A 16352-nucleotide genomic window follows, 5' to 3' on the forward strand; every position below is an offset into this window, starting at 1 on the left:
CCTACCATAATCCAAGCAGCTTCCACCATAGTCCGCCAATACCAATCCACACTGTGATATGAATAATCGAAATGATAAAACCGAGTGACCACCACTTCTGTTGCGTCACATAACCCGTACCAAAGAATACAGGGGCTGGACCACTCCCATAATGCGTCGTACAACCAAATAAGTTGCTAAAGAACCCGAGTAACAACGCTGATAATAAAGGTGGCGCTCCTGCTGCGACAATGACTGACAGGAAAGCGGCATACATGGCACTTACATGGGCTGTATTGCTCGCAAAAAAGTAATGAGAGTAAAAGTAAACAATGGCGAGAATGACAAGGGTATATGTCCACCCTAACCCTTGAACAGTGCCCTGCATCATTTCACTAAACCATGGGATCATGCCTAAGCTGTTTAGATATTCAGCCATCATGACTAAAACCGAAAACCAAACTAGCGTATCCCAAGCTCCCTCTTCCTTTTTGATATCCGACCATGACAATACGTTGGTTACGAGTAATGTCACCAGACCAATAAAAGCAGCTGCCGTTGCATCAATCCTTATGTACGATCCAGTCATCCATAGAGTTAAGAGTAGAATAAATACGGCAATCATAAACCACTCATCTCGCTTGAGTGCTCCCATCTCCTGCAGCTTTTCCATCGCCAATGCAGGTGCCCCAGGCGTTTCTTTGACCTCTGGGGGGTAAAGCTTATAAATCACTACCGGAATTAATAATAAGCTTACAATTCCAGGAACAATGGCTGCCAGCATCCACCCCGTCCATGTAATCTCTTGTCCTGTGATATTAAAAGCAATTTGAGCAGCCAAAGGGTTTGCTGCCATTGCCGTAAGAAACATTGCAGAAGTAATCATGTCACCTTGAAAGGAGGAAGTAATGAGGAAAGATCCTACTTTCCATTCTGTTCCATTGTCAGGCTTTGACCCATATGCTTCAGAAAGGGAACGAACAATGGGCATAATGATTCCACCTGCTCTTGCCGTGTTAGACGGCATGGCTGGAGCTAGCATTAAATCACTAACAATTAATGAATAGGAGAGACCGAGTGTTTTTCTCCCAAATAATCGAACAAAAAAATAAGCAATTCTAGCACCAAGTCCTGTTTTAATGAACCCTCTTGAGATAAAAAAAGCTATGACAATGAGCCATATTGTACTGTTCTGAAATCCACTTAACGCCTCTCCCATTTCCAATGTTCCTGTAATGACCACAGCTGTTAATCCTAAGATAGCCACACTGCCCATGGGCAATGGTTTAATAATTAATCCAGTGATCGTAGCTACAAAAATAGCAAATAGCTGCCAGGCTATTGGGTCTAGTCCGCTTGGAACAGGCATAAACCAGACTACTACTCCTATTAGGATAATGATGAGTAAGCGCAGGTAACGCACCTCAGTGGTCGTCTTCATATCTTCACTCCATTAATTCTTGTCTAATACTTCCTAATAGTTTGTGATACATACTGTTCTTCATACATTGGTTTTGGCAAACATAAAAAGAATGGCTGTTTCTATCATTCTGGCTCTACGGCGCCGCTACAGGGTTCCCCTTCCGCTAACGTTCTGACTTAAACAATTTAAGAAATTTCGCAGTCTTAAAAAGATAATTTTTCAGTGACCTCCTTTTCATCCCGCAGGTGTCAGCCCTCAAATTACGTCCGCTAGTGATGGGAAAGGGACTTGTTTAGCTCAATTCCTCTACATTAACCGTAGGTAGAACCATAGAATTCAACAACATCATAAACCTACACAAAAATCCGAACATACTTTTTTCAGTCATGTTCGGATAGGGGCATGCATTTTTAATTTTGGGTATTAATTCTTGATGGAGTCCTTTTCGGCCTCTGTTAAGACATTTGTTAATGCTTGAAATAGATAGTAACTTGAAACAACACCTGGGTCTAAGAATCCAATTGATTTATTGCCTCGCTTTGCTGCTTCCCCTTTTTGTGCCGTTAAATATTTTGAGGTTTTTAACGCACTCTTCGCAGCATCTTCGAACACTAGATAGTTAGGATGGGTTTGCTTCTCAACTGCATCTGCTACTGAAGCCCACACATCAATTAATGTTTTGTCTCCACGCTTCGTATCTCCAATTTGCTTCATCTTCACGACAGCGGTTTGCAGCCCTGCTCCAAACTGTTTAATCGTTACGTCGTTGCCATGTAGCTCTTTTGACATCTCAAGGAAAGCTTCCCCGTAGAGATGGACCGCCGCTGATTCTGTTTCCTTTTGAAGGACTGAACCTACATAGTTAAATATAGAGCCAAGCGACGTCACCTCGTTTGGCCAATTAGACTCTAGTTGACGAAATGCACCAATCACGTTCTGACCATGGTCTCCATCTCCTACATAATGGTCAAGCGTGGAAAGATATTCTTCATCCTGCTTTAGTTTCTGTACGCAGTTTTTTATCCATCTTTCTACTAGTTCAGCTGTAATCTCAGGCATAATGATCATCCCCCGACATTTAAATATTCTTAAGTAATCAATACCCTTTCTCTATTTATTAAATCATCCATCTTTAAACGTAAGAGATAGGGCTACACTTTTGGGTGACCTTTACGCTAAAGAAAAAAGTGGGTAACGTCATCGATGACATTACCCACTTTTTTACTATGTTTCTTACCTTTATATAGCTGCCTTATTCAAATAAAGCGCCTCTACCTCATTAGCAGGAAGCGGTTTACTAAAATAGTATCCCTGAATTTCCATCGATTTGTTTTGCATAAGAAAATCTAACTGATCCTTTGTCTCAATACCTTCAGCGGTAACATTCATCTTAAGGTGTTTAGCCATAGAAATGATGGTTGATACAATGGCTCGATCGTGATCATTCCTTGTAATATCGTTAATAAAAGATCGATCAATTTTCAGGCGAGTGATAGGAAATTGCTTTAAATAACTCAAAGAACTATAACCTGTCCCAAAATCATCAAGGCTAATTTTCACACCAAGATCACTTAGCTTCTGTAAGGTAACCGTTGACGTTTCAGCATCCATCATCATACCTTCTGTAATCTCTAGTTCTAAATACTTCGCCTCTAAACCTGTTTCATGAAGGACATATTGAATATGTTGGTCAAAGTCCGACTCATGAAATTGTTGAGATGAAAGGTTAACTGCTATAGGAACACGAAATCCGCCTTCCTCCTGCCATATTTTCATTTGCTGGCAAGCCTTTTTTAAAACCCATGTTCCAATTTCAAAGATAAGCCCAGTCTCCTCAGCAACTGGAAGGAAAACACCTGGAGCAAGCAGGCCTTTATCTGGATGCTCCCATCTTACAAGTGCTTCCACCCCAGACACCGTCTGCCCGTCCACTGAAAACTTAGGTTGATAATGGAGAATTAATTCATTGTTAGCTATCCCTTTTCTTAAATCTGATTCTAACTCTAACTTCTCTTCGATTTGTGTATTAAAGTCTTTTGCATAAAAACGGTATCCATTTTTTACGTTCTTTTTCACTTCATACATGGCAATATCCGCATTTCTAAGCAGTTCATCAGGCTGATCTCCATCATCTGGGTATACCGCTAGACCGATACTTGCTGAAATGTATAAGTCGTGCTCCTTTAGATGAAATGGCTTTTGAATGACCTCTACAATATGCTCAGCAAATGTGGCTACTGATTTTCTATTTTGATAATTTCTATATATGATTACAAATTCATCTCCGCCAAATCTTGCAAGGGTGATGTCCTCATTTTTAGTGGACTGGCTAATTCTCTTACTAACTTTCTTTAAAAATAGATCCCCATACATATGCCCGAGTGAATCATTTATCATTTTAAATCGATCAATGTCCAACGCTAATATGGCAAAGGATTGCTTGGTAGACTCACAATATTGAATAGTATCTTTCATCAATTCATTAAATTTCCGTCTGTTTGGCAGACCTGTTAATTCGTCATGATACGCTAAATGTTCAATTTGTTTAGTTGACTGCTTTTCAAATGATATATCCCGCATCATAATATGTATGCCAGCTACTTTTTCAGCAATAATGACTGGTAGATGCATTACCTTCACATCTATACGAGCGCCGTCCGGTCTGACAAAACTCGTCTCGTAGCTTTTGCGATTAAATGGTTGAAAGTCTTTAAATAAACCCAATTCATGAATGGTCTTATTTAGAAACCGGCTCTCTGGCATACCTGTAATCTGTTCAACAGATGGGTTCACACGCAAGATGCGTCCTTCTTGGTTCACCGAAAGAATTCCGTCATTATTGTGATCATATAGCGAACGATACCAACGCTCTTGCCGCTCAATATCAGTATTTTTTTCGTTAAAGCGTTTATTTAGATAGATACCAGCCATCGTTAAGCAAAAGGAAATGAACGTGGCTGCAGCAATCCAAAAAGCAAATCTTTGTGGATTGATTAACCCTTCACTTTGCGAATGAACTGTATAAAGAGTAAATGTGGCTGCTGCCATACCGGTGTAATGCATGCCTGTAATAGCAACAGCCATAATTAATCCGCTTCCTATTTTGTAGAGCACTGCGTTAGGTGATTGTGTTGCTTTCAATTCTAATAATAGCCATAAGGCAGCAAAGGAGGCTAACGCTGCGATTGCTACTGATAGGGCAACCGTTCCCCAGTCATAGGTGATCTCAAGCGACATGGCGGCCATTCCAACATAATGCATACCTGAAATAGCAGCGGCCATCAGCAGACCACCAAAGAATAATATCATCGTATCATTAGGCTTTTTAAGCCCTACAATAAAAAGCGCAATAGCGGACGCAATAATGGCAAATACTATGGATAGAACGACAATGCCAATATGATAATAAACGGGAATCGGAAAAGAATACGCAAGCATCCCAACAAAGTGCATAGACCAAATTCCTAAACCCATTGAGACTGCCCCAAATGAAAGCCAAAGCCATTTTCCTTTTCCATGTTCATATTGAACCCTTCCAGACAAATCCAAAGCGGAGTAAGAAGTTAACGTGGCAATTAGGTAGGACAATAACACAAGCGACACATTATAAGATCCGTGAAAATGCTCCATTATGAAATCCCCTTCTATAGTCAAACAGAATCGAGGTTAATTAATAACATTTCTCAATAAAACAGATAATTAGACCCATTAGATCACAACTATATACCTATTTTACCATAAAAAAATGAAACAAGATGTATTATTTCGCATCATTCTCGCTAATGGTTTTCAAGTTCTAATAATGAGGGTAGGCTTAATAAGAGTTTTTGCCAACATCTATAGAAGGAGCACAATATTATGAGTGATCGTGTTAAATGGATTGATGCCGCAAAAGGAATTGGCATCATTCTAGTCGTTATGAGTCATGCACCCATTCATGATTCGATTAAGAATTTTTTATTTGCGTTTCACATGCCTATGTTTTTTTATTTATCTGGCATTGTTTATAAGACTTCATCCTTGCCAACGTCTACTTTTATATTAAAAAAAGCACGGGGATTGTTACTTCCATACTTTATCTTTTCATTTATCACATATATTGTTTGGTTTTTCGTTACTCGACATTTCCCTTTTACTTCGGGAGATCAAGTAGATCCTATCGTGCCATTTTCCGGCATCTTTATCTCTACACCTGTAGATTATCAATTAACGTATAATCCAGCTATATGGTTTCTCACTTGCTTGTTCGTAGTTGAGGTTTTGTTCTACTTGTATCAGCGTCTTTCAAAAGGGCGTTGGTTGCCCATCTTACTTATAGGCTGTGGTTTCATTGGATACCTAAGTTCTATCATTATTTCATCTAATGTCTTACCTTGGAGTATTCTTGTAGCCTTAACTGCTATTGTTTTTTATGGTCTTGGGTATGCAACGAAACACCTTTGGAAGTCCTATTCATGGCGTTCTGTCCTTATAGTCGGAGCGGCTTTGTACGCCATCACGTTTATTGCACAAGGATTAAACACGGAGAGAATTGATATGCGGGGTAATATTTATGGGGAGATTTGGTACTTTTATATCGGCGCAACTGCGGGGTTGATAGCAACCATTTTACTCGCTCATAAGCTTGCTCGGTTTCATTACCTCGTCTACCTTGGACAATATTCCATTGTTATTCTTTTGCTTCATTTTCCTGCTTTAAATCTTATGAAGGCCTCTGTTTACTATGGGCTAAATATGGAGATGGCTGAAACGACGACTCTTCCTTGGACATTATTCTATACTGTGAGTACGTTACTTCTCATGGTTCCATGTATCATCTTTCTTAAGAAATACCCTTTCCTTCTTGGAAAGAAAAAACCAAAGAAATCACAGCGCACCGTAAAACCGGCATAAAGTAGTGAAGCATTTTAAAGAGGAGTCATTAGTCACACAAAGCAGGCTGAGACAAAACATAAAATCTTTCATTTTTAACGCGAACATTGCAACAAATCCGCTACAGGAGAAACCCTCGCTTTCCACGGGCACGGCCTCAGCCCTTGAAGCGGAAAACCACCCCTTCAATGTCTTCAGACTCGTGCTGTGCCGTAGGAGTCTCAGGTTCTCCTTACGCTAGTTAAGATGAAAACACGAAAAGACGATGAATCCTAGTTAGGATCCTTCGTCTTTTCTTTATGTTCATATACTTTTGTCTAGCCTTCTTTTGAGATGTTCAGCCTTTCTATTCAGTTGACTTTGTTCCGTAGAAGTACTCTTTAGGCTTAACTGGTTCAAAATTTGAGATGGAATGAAATCTGAGCAAATCCTGATATAACACGTCATCAGAGAGCTGAAGCTGTTCGCTTACTTTTTCCATTAAGCGCTCTGTTTCCTGATTTGATTCAAGCACCTCACCAGACGCAGTATCATACATAGTGCCAGCTACACTTGTATACGTCGGTGTGACAAAGCTTCCATCACGAAACGCCACAGTCTCATCATGCTCATCAGAAAATAAATCTGTTCCAAAGGTGATATATGGCTTTGCGTCTACTCCTTGCAAATGAAGCAGCGTCGGCATGACATCAATTTCCCCACCAAACGTGTGCTTTACTCCACCCTCCATGCCAGGAACACGGATCATAAAGGGAACTCGTTGATTTTGCGCATTTTGGTAAGGCGTGATCTCTGTATCAAGCACCTCTGACATCGCACGATTATGATTTTCAGAAATTCCTTGATGATCTCCATATAACACAATAACTGAATCCTCAAACAAGCCCGCTTCCTTCAAATCATCAAAAAATTGTTCAACAGCCTCATCTAAATACCGCGCTGTCTGAAAGTAGCCATCTACCGTTTTATCTCCTGTTGTCCCACGTGCTAAAGACGCATCCTCTTCATCCAGGATAAATGGGTAGTGATTCGTTAAGGTAATAAGATGAGCATAAAAAGGCTGATCTAAGGACTCTAGCATCGGAATAGATTCCTTAAAAAACGGCTTATCCTTTAATCCCAGATTCACCACAGCATCATCCTCCATATGATACGAGGAGGCATCGAAGAAATAATCAATACCAAACTGTTTGTAAATCTGATCCCGGTTCCAAAAGGATTTGTAATCCCCATGCAGAACGGCACTTGTATGCCCCTTCTCCTGATTTAAAACGGCCGGTAGCGATTGAAAGGTGTTTTGACCTTTGGTGACAAATGCAGCACCCGTTGGCAGACCAAAGATACTATTATCTAGGATGAGCTCTGCATCCGAGGTTTTCCCTTGACCCGTTTGATGAAAAAACTGATCAAAATACTGGATGTCATCCTCGCCATGCGCTAGACGATTTAAAAAAGGTGTGACCTCTTCGCCATCCAATTCATAATCAATCAGAAAGGATTGAAAGCTTTCTAAATGAATCTTAATTATGTTCTTGCCTTCAGCTATACCAAACAGCTCTTCATTTGGCTCCGCGTAATGCGAGGAGGTATAGTGCTTAGCATTTGTAAGGTCATCACTGCTAGCATACGCTCGTTGAGATTCCATTTGTGCCGTTTGGATGCCATCATAGATCGTATAGTTATATAACCCTAAATACTTCACAATATAATTCCGATCAAAGGTTCTTGTCAGCAGCTGTGGTCGATCAATTTCAGCAAGTGTCAGGTTTACTGTAAAAATGACCAGACTTGCCATAATGGCTAGAGAAGCCATGCTTTTTCTCAGGCGAACCTCGGTTATCTCCACTTTTCGAAGTAGAAAGATTAAAATAGCTACATCCAAAAAGTATAAAAAATCATAGCCATACATGGTGGAAAAAATACCATCAGTCATATTACTGACGTTATCAGTCTGTAGCAAGTTAGGTAACGTCAAAAAATCATCAAAAAACCGGTAAAACATAATATTTGAATACAGCGTAACCGTCATTAAAATGCTTAGTATGACGATCCACCAACATGCTCTTTTTCCCTTAGCAAATAAAGCCAACCCAAATAATAAAATCGTTGCACTAAGTGGGTTTATTAATAGCAAAAATTCTTGCAAGGACCCTTTTACTCCTAAATTAAATTCAAGCTTATACGACGTATAGGTTTTGACCCATACTAGTAAAACCGCAATCAAGAAAAAGGTTCCCTTACTGATCTGTCGTTTTTCAAGCATAGGATCTCTTCTTTCTCATTCAAATTCCATATAAAGCACAATATAATGTTCTGCATTCTAGACCTAAATCCTTCATCCTGCAAGGATCAAATTTTGGTTTTTATGTCTATAACCGTGAGACATTCAAGAATTATTCTGGCCTCTTTATTGAAAACACGTCACTTAAAAAAGCATAATCATGTCCCGCTAATCGAGCAACTGGCATCAATGCTTCTGAGGACAAGTAGCCTTTCTCGGGATCATACACATCCTCGGCTACATGATAGCAAACCACTTTTGCAAGCAGTAAATCATTCGTAATGACCCCATACTCATTTTCTATAGGTATATGATTATGAAGTATACACTCAAAGCGAGCTTTTGCTTCTATTATGCCCGGTGTTTTGACAATTTCACTTGGTTTTACATGGAATTCTGTTCGATCAAGCTCACTTTCATTTGGCTTTAAATTTGCCGCAGTTTCATTTACACCCTCAAGGATAACTTTATCAGTAACATGAATGACAAGTTCGTTGTTATAAAGAGCATTGCGGGCTGTGTCTTTCATTCGTCCATCCTTTCTTCCAATAGAAATAGAGACTAATGGCGGATCCGCTGAAACCACATTAAAAAAACTAAAAGGAGCCGCATTCACGACTCCTGTATCCTCAGACGATAGGGTTGTAATAAAAGCAATAGGTCTTGGCACCACAGAACCAGAAAGAAGCCGATAGTGTTCCTGTTTTGTTAAATCAGTAGCCGTAAATGTATGGTGCATGCCTTTCACTCCTTCATTTTTTTAAATTATATTAATCATTTGCCTCTAAATCATGCATATAATTATAAACCTTATTTATCTCTTCCTCCGCACCGAAAGCATACGTGACATTCCATATTCGGTCGACATTCGTCCCATTTAATTCTGCATCTAAATCATGAAAAATTCGATGAAGATATCGCACAGACATTTCATCAGAGTGCTCCTCCGACACTTCTATAAGTGCTTCTGCATTCCTAAGATCATTCATCATTTCTGAGTGTGAAAGACCATAGTCCATCATCCATTGGACATCTGATTTTAATGTTCTCCATTTCTCACGCTCGGTTAGCTCGGAATGGTCTAACCGTTCAACTCCACCCCAGCCTGCCAAATGGTTCAAAAAATCATGATGCGTTTGTATGAGTTCTTTTACTTTCTCTTCTTCCCCTTCTTGAAAAACCACACGTTCCGTGGAGGCTTCATAGTCAATAATTCCTTCTGCTGCCTCTGTCTTAGTACCTAGCTCTCTCGTAGGAAGATTCTCTACTTCATTAGAGTCCGATGCAAATAAACCTTCCTGGGTCATCCCTATATAGGCAATAGCTGCGCCTGCCAACAAAATAATAATTGTTGCACCAATCGCAATATTCTTCACGAACAGCTTCAGCTCCTCTAACTAATGAAAAAGTATTGTATCCAAGGTACCACATAATCCACCCTACTCCTACCTTAACTTGTATATCTTTAGAAAAATGTAACAAAAAGGTGATGTTGAAGAGATAGGACGCAGTTGAACCACAATATCATGAAGATATCATGGTTCAAAGCGGTTATATTTATATAGCTCTAATCATTCCACCATCTACTAGTATGGAGCTACCAGTCATATAACTTGAGGCCTCTGACGCTAAAAAGGTCACTACATTTGCAAACTCTTCTGGCGTTCCATACCGCTCTAGCGGAATATTTTTTCTTGCCTGCTCCGCTACTTCCTCTTTAGACTTACCTAGCTTGTCAGCTTTTAATTGATCTAAATGGTCGACACGATCTGTAGCGATTCTCCCCGGTGATACTGTATGAACTAAGATGCCATAAGGAGCAAGCTCCTCAGCCAGGCTTTTAGCCAAGCCTTGAATCCCCATACGGAATGTATTTGACAGGATTAATCCCGGTATCGGCTGCTTCACAGAGGATGAGGCTATATTTAATATGCGCCCACCGGATTGTTTAAGGTCTGGAAGCGCTTCTCGTATTAAACGGATATAGCTTAATAAATTTAATTGAAATGCTTGCTCCCACTGCTCATCATCAAATTGTTCAAACCCACCACCTGGAGGACCCCCTGCGTTATTAACAAGAATGTCAATTTTCCCAAAGGCTGTGCTTGTCGCATGCACCAATCGTTTGATGTCCTCAACCTTGGTAATATCAGCCACCTCATATTCAACTCGTCCTCCGTCTACGGCAAGGAGCTCCTCTTTCACTTTAGACAGCTTCTGTTCATCTCTACTTGATATCATTACATTTACGCCTTCTTTAACTAATTGCTTAGCGACAGCCTTTCCTAAACCTTGACTTGAAGCAATTACTAATGCCGTTTTCCCTTTTAAATGTAAATCCATAGCTTCCACCTCCATACAATTTTCAACTAGTTATTATTGTGAACAAGGGATCAAAAAAAGGCAACTGTAACCACTTTCATTTCACTCGACACGCAGCAAAAAATAGACAGTCTCCCTACTCTCAACTTGTGTTATCTTGAGTGACGCACTATCGACATAAGTTTGTAGCTCAACTTGTGTAAGAGCCTGCTTTGGTGCCTCAATAATGAATCCGTCCAAGCCTTCTATTCTTGAACAGACGGTAAATCGACGCAGGGATCCTGAGAAACGCTCCATATTCTCTTGTAACGTTTGCGTCACATCCCAAGGCTTCGCTCCCCAATAGCGACTGCCCTGCTGAAAAACGGATGAGCTATGCGTTTTTAATTGGAGATACCTCTCCACGGTCGGCTCTGTAATGGGGTCCGAGGTTAACGCAAATCGATGGCGATCTCGTTCCAGGTTCTTTTTAAGTGTACGTTCTACATGATCAAATACATTTGTATGAAGCGAGGCAGCAAATGTGTACAGCTGCTGATGAACCAAGGCAATAACGGAACAAACGGACATTTGTTTTTCCGTCACTTTTAATTTTTTGTCCCCATCGTAATGATTTAGAAGTCTAGCTAGTTGACCGGTTGTTTGTACAAGTCGCTGAAAGTTCACAGCAGTCGGCAAATCGTTTTGTTCATGTATTATGTATTGAACCTCTGTTGATAGTCCAAGCTTCTTGTACTCGCTCGTTAAGTCGCACGCAAACTGATTAGCTAAACAGGTGGTAATAATAAAAACATCTGCTAGCTCTCCGCCGACGTCTTCATCATTTGCTTCTTCAACTAGCAACAGCTCTGCTAACTCCCCTATTTCCTCCGTGACCCGTGCCATTCCTGAAAGGGTTCTCCAATAACCGCCAAGATGCCGAATAGATTGATCCACCAGCTCCTGATAATCTCTAATTGTCTGTAAAGACGTGTAACTCATAATGGACCTCCACTCTTTTCGAACGCTATTCTCTATGTATTGAGAACGCTAATTTTTTGTCCATTTTATCTTAACATCAATCACTCTATTTTGATGTAGACACACGAATCAAAAAAATCAATTGACAAGTATGTAAATTAAAATATAAAATATTTGAGAATGATTATCGTTATCGAATTTATTGTTAGAATCTAAAAAACCATTACATAGACAAGGTAGGTAAAGATGATGGCAAAACAAACAAGTTTAATGAAAGTATTATTTGGTTCAGCTCTAGCTACAGTGACATTAGCAGCTTGCGGAGGCCAGACCTCAACTGTAGATGACAACACACAGACCGCTTCTCAAGAAATAGAGTCTGGATACCCTATTGTGATTGAGCATGCTTTTGGCGAAACCGTTCTTGAAGAAAAACCAGAGCGCGTAGCTACTATCCAATGGGGAAACCAGGATGTAGCCCTTGCTCTTGATGTTGTACCAGTTGGATTCTCAGCTGCAAACTTTGGGATTGTTGATGATCGCGGCATGTTACCTTGGACAGCAGAAAAGGTAGAGGCGCTTGGAGAAAGTGACCCTAATGTCTATCAAGATACAGATGGTCTTGATTTTGAAGCAATTTCTGATTCTAATCCAGATGTGATTCTAGCTGCTTATTCTGGTATCTCACAAGAAGACTATGATTTGTTAACCCAAATCGCACCAGTTGTTGCTTATCCTACGTCCCCTTGGACAACCACATGGCGTGAGCAAATCACAATGAATGCTGCTGGAATGGGTATGGTGGAAGAAGGCGACGAGCTTGTTACGAATACGGAAGAATTAATTGCAGAGAAAGTAGCCGAATATCCACAACTAGATGGTAAAAATGTTCTATGGGTTAACTTCTCAGAAAATGACCTATCTCAATTACATCTATATACACCCGTTGATACACGCGTTTCATTTTTAGAGGAGCTAGGTCTCGTGTTTCCTGAAGACATTTCGGACATGATTGAGGACGAGACCGCTTATTCCCTAAATCTAAGTGCTGAGAATGCGGATGCTTTAAATGCTGCAGATATCATTGTTGGGTACGGGGATGATGAGCTACTAGAAGTGTTACAAGCCGATTCACGATTAGGCCAAATCTCCGCTGTTGAAAGAGGATCTATTGTATTTATTAGTGGAAATTCAGATCTTGCTGCTGCAGGTACACCCAATCCACTTTCTATCTCCTATACGATTGATGAATACGTAGAACTCCTTGCAGAAGCGGCTGATAAGATCGAGGAGTAAACAATTGAAAACGACGAAAAGTCTACACGCGCATCTTCCAAATCATTTTTGGAAGATGCTCATTCTTTCTCTTATATTACTCTTTATATGTGTCATCGCTTCCTTTGTATTTGGCTCAAGAGTTGTGGGGAAAAGTGACCTGTTGGCAGGATTGTTTTTCTCTGAGGTTGAATCGTATGGAGCAAGTGTCGTTCGAGAGCGAATCCCAAGAACGGTGTTTAGTTTGTTTTGCGGGGCTGCACTTGGTGTATCAGGGGCTCTTATGCAGGCCGTGACACGAAACCCAATTGCAGACCCAAGTATTCTCGGTGTAAACACGGGTGCCGCTTTATTTGTCGTATGTGGCTTGGCCTTCCTACAAATCAGTACCGCAGCTCAATATATTGGGCTTGCGATTGCTGGGGCTATGATCACAGCAGTATTTGTATATGGAATTGGGTCTATGGGGCGAGCAGGGGCTACGCCCTTAAAGCTTGTTTTGGCTGGTGCAGCCACGAGTGCGGCCTTATCCTCTCTTATTGGCGCCATTATGCTTCCACGCTCTTATGTTATGGATCAATTTAGATTTTGGCAGGTAGGTAGCGTGGGCTCAGCAAACTGGAGTGCGATTACGACGTTTTTGCCCTTTTTAATCATTGGCATTATTCTTGCGATTATAGCCGCTCCAGCTCTTAATGCTCTAGCTCTTGGTGATGAAGTAGCCACCGGACAAGGCGTTCGGACAGGCGTATTAAGGTTGGTTGCTGCATTTGCAGGCGTGATTTTATGTGGAGCAGCCACCGCGCTCGCAGGTCCTATTGGATTTATTGGTCTTTTGTCCACCCATTTGGTCAGACTCGTGCTTGGAACAGACCTGCGTTTTATTATTCCCATGTCTGCTCTTACTGGAGCAGCCATTCTGACCATTTCTGATGTCAGCGGCAGGCTGCTTGGCAGTCCCGGGGAGCTAGAAGCCGGTGTTGTTACCGCCTTTATTGGTGCCCCCTTATTAATCTTCCTAGCGACTAGAATGAAAGTGCGATCATTATGAGACAAACAACCATTGAAAATATTATGGCCGGTAGACGCGAACGCCGCTTACGCTGGATCATGGTTACAGGGATACTGAGTATCGTAGCTATTACTCTCTCTGTCGCCATGCTTATGCTCGGCAACACGATTTATCCAGTAAAGGATGTTGTAGGCGTTCTACTTGGAGCTGACATTCCAGGAGCATCCTTTGCTGTAGAGACCATTCGTTTACCTAGAATGCTAGCAGGATTTTTTGCTGGAATTGCCTTTGGTATTGCCGGAAACACCTTTCAGACCATGCTACGCAACCCACTTGCTAATCCTGACATATTAGGCATTACTGCTGGATCAAGTGTCGCTGCACTTATTTGTATCTTGGTCTTTCAGACAAGTAACACGACGATATCGATCGCCTCAGTTTGTGCCGGTCTCGTCACAGTGGTCATCATCTATGTATTATCAAGAGGAGGAGCCTTTTCTATTGGAAGACTGATCTTAATAGGGATTGGTATTCAAGCTATGTTAAGTGCTGTGATTTCCTATTTATTATTAATAGGGGCACAGCAGGATCTTGCAACGGCTTTACGATGGCTAAACGGCAGCCTGAACGGCTCACAATTACAGGCCGTTTTACCATTAATCATTACCGTAATCATCTGTGCACCGATTGTTATTTTACTCGGGAAGCATTTACACCTATTAGAGCTTGGGGAACAATCCGCGGCGTCACTTGGTTTAAATACGGATCGCACAAGGATGCTTCTTATTCTAAGTTCCGTTGCTATGATTGCTCTTGCAACCGCAACCACTGGACCCATTGCCTTTGTGGCCTTTCTTTCTGGCCCCATCTCCAAACGTTTAGTAGGAATCGGGTATTCCAATGTGATCCCTGCTGGTTTAGTTGGCGTTAATCTCGTATTGGCCGCAGATTTACTTGGACAATTTGCGTTTGAGGTTCGGTTCCCTGTTGGCATCATAACTGGGTTGCTCGGGGCCCCTTACTTGCTCTACCTTCTTATCCGCATGAATCGAAAGGGAAGTTTATAATGAAACCTACACGTACATTTCAAACGGAACAAATTGTCGCTGGCTATGATCAGAAAACCATTCTCGATAAAATTAATGTTGAAATACCCAGCAATCAAATCAGTGTCATTATTGGAGCGAACGCCTGTGGGAAGTCCACCCTGCTTAAAACCATGGCTCGCCTCATTAAACCCATCGCCGGTACAGTGACGCTCGATGGAAAATCCATTGCAAAAATTCCCCCTAAGCAACTTGCACGTGTCTTAGGGATCCTGCCCCAATCACCAACCGTACCAGAAGGAATTTCTGTTACAGATTTAGTAGGCAGAGGAAGATTCCCGCATCAATCCTTACTCAGCGGCTGGACAAAAAAAGACTATGAAGCCGTCGCCGAAGCAATGGAGATTATGGATATTGTTGAACTAGCCAACCGTAACATTGATGAGCTCTCCGGTGGTCAACGACAACGAGTCTGGATCGCCATGGCCCTTGCTCAGCAGACAGATATCTTATTTTTGGATGAGCCCACTACATTTCTTGATATCACCTACCAGGTGGAAATCCTTGATTTGTTAACAGATCTAAACCAAAAACACGGCACAACCATCGTCATGGTGCTCCATGATATCAATTTAACCGCACGTTATGCCGACCATATCTTCGCCTTACGTGAAGGAAATCTAATCGCTGAAGGCACACCATCTAAAGTTATTACCAGTGAACTGATTAAGGAAATCTTTGGACTCGAATGCACCGTGATAGAAGACCCTGTCTCAAAAAGTCCGTTAGTAGTACCCAGAGGAAGGCATCATGTGAGAACTGGAAGATAGCTTTAGCTTGGAGTGGTGCTCGGGGCTCTTGGTAAGGAGGGGCTTCCTCTTGCTAGTTTGCCCAATCTTCTTGGTATCGTGCTCGGGCTCTTGGTAGTGCGGGGCTTTCTCTTGCTAGTTTACTCATTCTTCTTGGTATCGTGCTCGGGCTTGGTAAAGCGGTGCTTTCTTTTGGTATTTTGATCAGACTTCCTGGTATCGCTCTGCGGCTCTTGCTAAAGCAGGGCTTTCTCTTGGTATTTTGATTAATCTTCTTGGTATCAGCCCTCCGCTATTGCTAAAGGACTACTTCCTCTTGCTATTACCTCCCATCTTCTTGGTATCAGCCCTCCGCTCTTGCTAAAGCACTACT

13 protein-coding genes are annotated in these 16352 nt (G+C 41.4%); 5 read left to right on the forward strand and 8 right to left on the reverse strand.

What is annotated here, in order from left to right:
• Position 1 precedes the first annotated feature (1 nt).
• From FN960_RS05605 to FN960_RS05615, 3 genes are all read right to left on the reverse strand, one after another.
• A complete protein-coding gene (locus FN960_RS05605; RefSeq protein ID WP_143847716.1) occupies positions 2–1420 on the reverse strand; it encodes an anion permease in 1419 nt (472 codons plus the stop codon).
• 405 nt (positions 1421–1825) lie between these two features.
• Positions 1826–2461, reverse strand: coding sequence for a DAK2 domain-containing protein (locus FN960_RS05610; protein ID WP_185970939.1), 636 nt, complete (start codon positions 2459–2461; stop codon positions 1826–1828).
• Positions 2462–2641: 180 nt separating this feature from the next.
• Positions 2642–5032: a bifunctional diguanylate cyclase/phosphodiesterase gene (locus tag FN960_RS05615; RefSeq protein ID WP_143847718.1), complete on the reverse strand. Its 2391-nt coding sequence runs from the start codon at positions 5030–5032 to the stop codon at positions 2642–2644.
• A 228-nt stretch (positions 5033–5260) separates the two neighbouring features.
• Here FN960_RS05615 and FN960_RS05620 point away from each other — a divergent pair, with 228 nt between their 5' ends.
• A complete protein-coding gene (locus tag FN960_RS05620; RefSeq protein WP_143847719.1) occupies positions 5261–6295 on the forward strand; it encodes an acyltransferase family protein in 1035 nt (344 codons plus the stop codon).
• Between the two features lie 325 nt (positions 6296–6620).
• Here FN960_RS05620 and ltaS read toward each other — a convergent pair whose 3' ends face one another.
• The 5 genes from ltaS to FN960_RS05645 all read right to left on the reverse strand — a co-directional run bounded on the left by ltaS (position 6621) and on the right by FN960_RS05645 (position 11858).
• Complete coding sequence (gene ltaS, locus FN960_RS05625; RefSeq protein ID WP_143847720.1) at positions 6621–8537, reverse strand: lipoteichoic acid synthase; 1917 nt, start codon at positions 8535–8537, stop codon at positions 6621–6623.
• A 130-nt stretch (positions 8538–8667) separates the two neighbouring features.
• Positions 8668–9294 (reverse strand): flavin reductase family protein, encoded by a 627-nt coding sequence (locus FN960_RS05630; protein ID WP_143847721.1) that lies wholly within the window; start codon positions 9292–9294, stop codon positions 8668–8670.
• A gap of 31 nt (positions 9295–9325) precedes the next feature.
• On the reverse strand, positions 9326–9931 hold the full coding sequence (locus tag FN960_RS05635; protein ID WP_143847722.1) for a hypothetical protein: 606 nt from the start codon (positions 9929–9931) through the stop codon (positions 9326–9328).
• Positions 9932–10112: 181 nt separating this feature from the next.
• A complete protein-coding gene (locus tag FN960_RS05640; protein WP_143847723.1) occupies positions 10113–10898 on the reverse strand; it encodes an SDR family oxidoreductase in 786 nt (261 codons plus the stop codon).
• An 81-nt stretch (positions 10899–10979) separates the two neighbouring features.
• Positions 10980–11858 (reverse strand): MazG nucleotide pyrophosphohydrolase domain-containing protein, encoded by an 879-nt coding sequence (locus FN960_RS05645; protein ID WP_143847724.1) that lies wholly within the window; start codon positions 11856–11858, stop codon positions 10980–10982.
• A gap of 225 nt (positions 11859–12083) precedes the next feature.
• On the opposite strand from FN960_RS05645, the gene FN960_RS05650 reads away from it, so the two are divergent.
• Genes FN960_RS05650 through FN960_RS05665 form a run of 4 tightly spaced genes read left to right on the forward strand, consistent with a single transcriptional unit; the run spans position 12084 to position 16000 of the window.
• Entirely contained in the window at positions 12084–13133 is a 1050-nt protein-coding gene (locus FN960_RS05650) for an ABC transporter substrate-binding protein (protein WP_143847725.1), read from the forward strand.
• Between the two features lie 55 nt (positions 13134–13188).
• The gene (locus FN960_RS05655) at positions 13189–14163 is read left to right on the forward strand and encodes a FecCD family ABC transporter permease (RefSeq protein ID WP_143848052.1); all 975 of its coding nucleotides are present in this window, start codon (positions 13189–13191) and stop codon (positions 14161–14163) included.
• The gene (locus FN960_RS05660; protein ID WP_143847726.1) at positions 14160–15191 is read left to right on the forward strand and encodes a FecCD family ABC transporter permease; all 1032 of its coding nucleotides are present in this window, start codon (positions 14160–14162) and stop codon (positions 15189–15191) included. The genes FN960_RS05655 and FN960_RS05660 overlap by 4 nt, the downstream gene beginning before the upstream one ends.
• The gene (locus FN960_RS05665) at positions 15191–16000 is read left to right on the forward strand and encodes an ABC transporter ATP-binding protein (RefSeq protein ID WP_143847727.1); all 810 of its coding nucleotides are present in this window, start codon (positions 15191–15193) and stop codon (positions 15998–16000) included. Before FN960_RS05660 ends, FN960_RS05665 begins: the two co-directional genes overlap by 1 nt.
• Positions 16001–16352 lie beyond the last annotated feature (352 nt).

This window comes from Alkalicoccobacillus porphyridii (assembly GCF_007293315.1).
Taxonomy (GTDB): Bacteria; Bacillota; Bacilli; order Bacillales; family Bacillaceae_D; genus Alkalicoccobacillus; species Alkalicoccobacillus porphyridii.

Bases quoted from the DNA above. Each gene is read 5' to 3' on its own strand.
- FN960_RS05605 (WP_143847716.1), bottom strand. From the start codon at position 1,420: ATGAAGACGACCACTGAGGTGCGTTACCTGCGCTTACTCATCATTATC.
- FN960_RS05610 (WP_185970939.1), bottom strand. From the start codon at position 2,461: ATGCCTGAGATTACAGCTGAACTAGTAGAAAGATGGATAAAAAACTGC.
- FN960_RS05615 (WP_143847718.1), bottom strand. From the start codon at position 5,032: ATGGAGCATTTTCACGGATCTTATAATGTGTCGCTTGTGTTATTGTCC.
- FN960_RS05620 (WP_143847719.1), top strand. From the start codon at position 5,261: ATGAGTGATCGTGTTAAATGGATTGATGCCGCAAAAGGAATTGGCATC.
- ltaS (WP_143847720.1), bottom strand. From the start codon at position 8,537: ATGCTTGAAAAACGACAGATCAGTAAGGGAACCTTTTTCTTGATTGCG.
- FN960_RS05630 (WP_143847721.1), bottom strand. From the start codon at position 9,294: ATGCACCATACATTTACGGCTACTGATTTAACAAAACAGGAACACTAT.
- FN960_RS05640 (WP_143847723.1), bottom strand. From the start codon at position 10,898: ATGGATTTACATTTAAAAGGGAAAACGGCATTAGTAATTGCTTCAAGT.
- FN960_RS05645 (WP_143847724.1), bottom strand. From the start codon at position 11,858: ATGAGTTACACGTCTTTACAGACAATTAGAGATTATCAGGAGCTGGTG.
- FN960_RS05650 (WP_143847725.1), top strand. From the start codon at position 12,084: ATGATGGCAAAACAAACAAGTTTAATGAAAGTATTATTTGGTTCAGCT.
- FN960_RS05655 (WP_143848052.1), top strand. From the start codon at position 13,189: ATGCTCATTCTTTCTCTTATATTACTCTTTATATGTGTCATCGCTTCC.
- FN960_RS05660 (WP_143847726.1), top strand. From the start codon at position 14,160: ATGAGACAAACAACCATTGAAAATATTATGGCCGGTAGACGCGAACGC.
- FN960_RS05665 (WP_143847727.1), top strand. From the start codon at position 15,191: ATGAAACCTACACGTACATTTCAAACGGAACAAATTGTCGCTGGCTAT.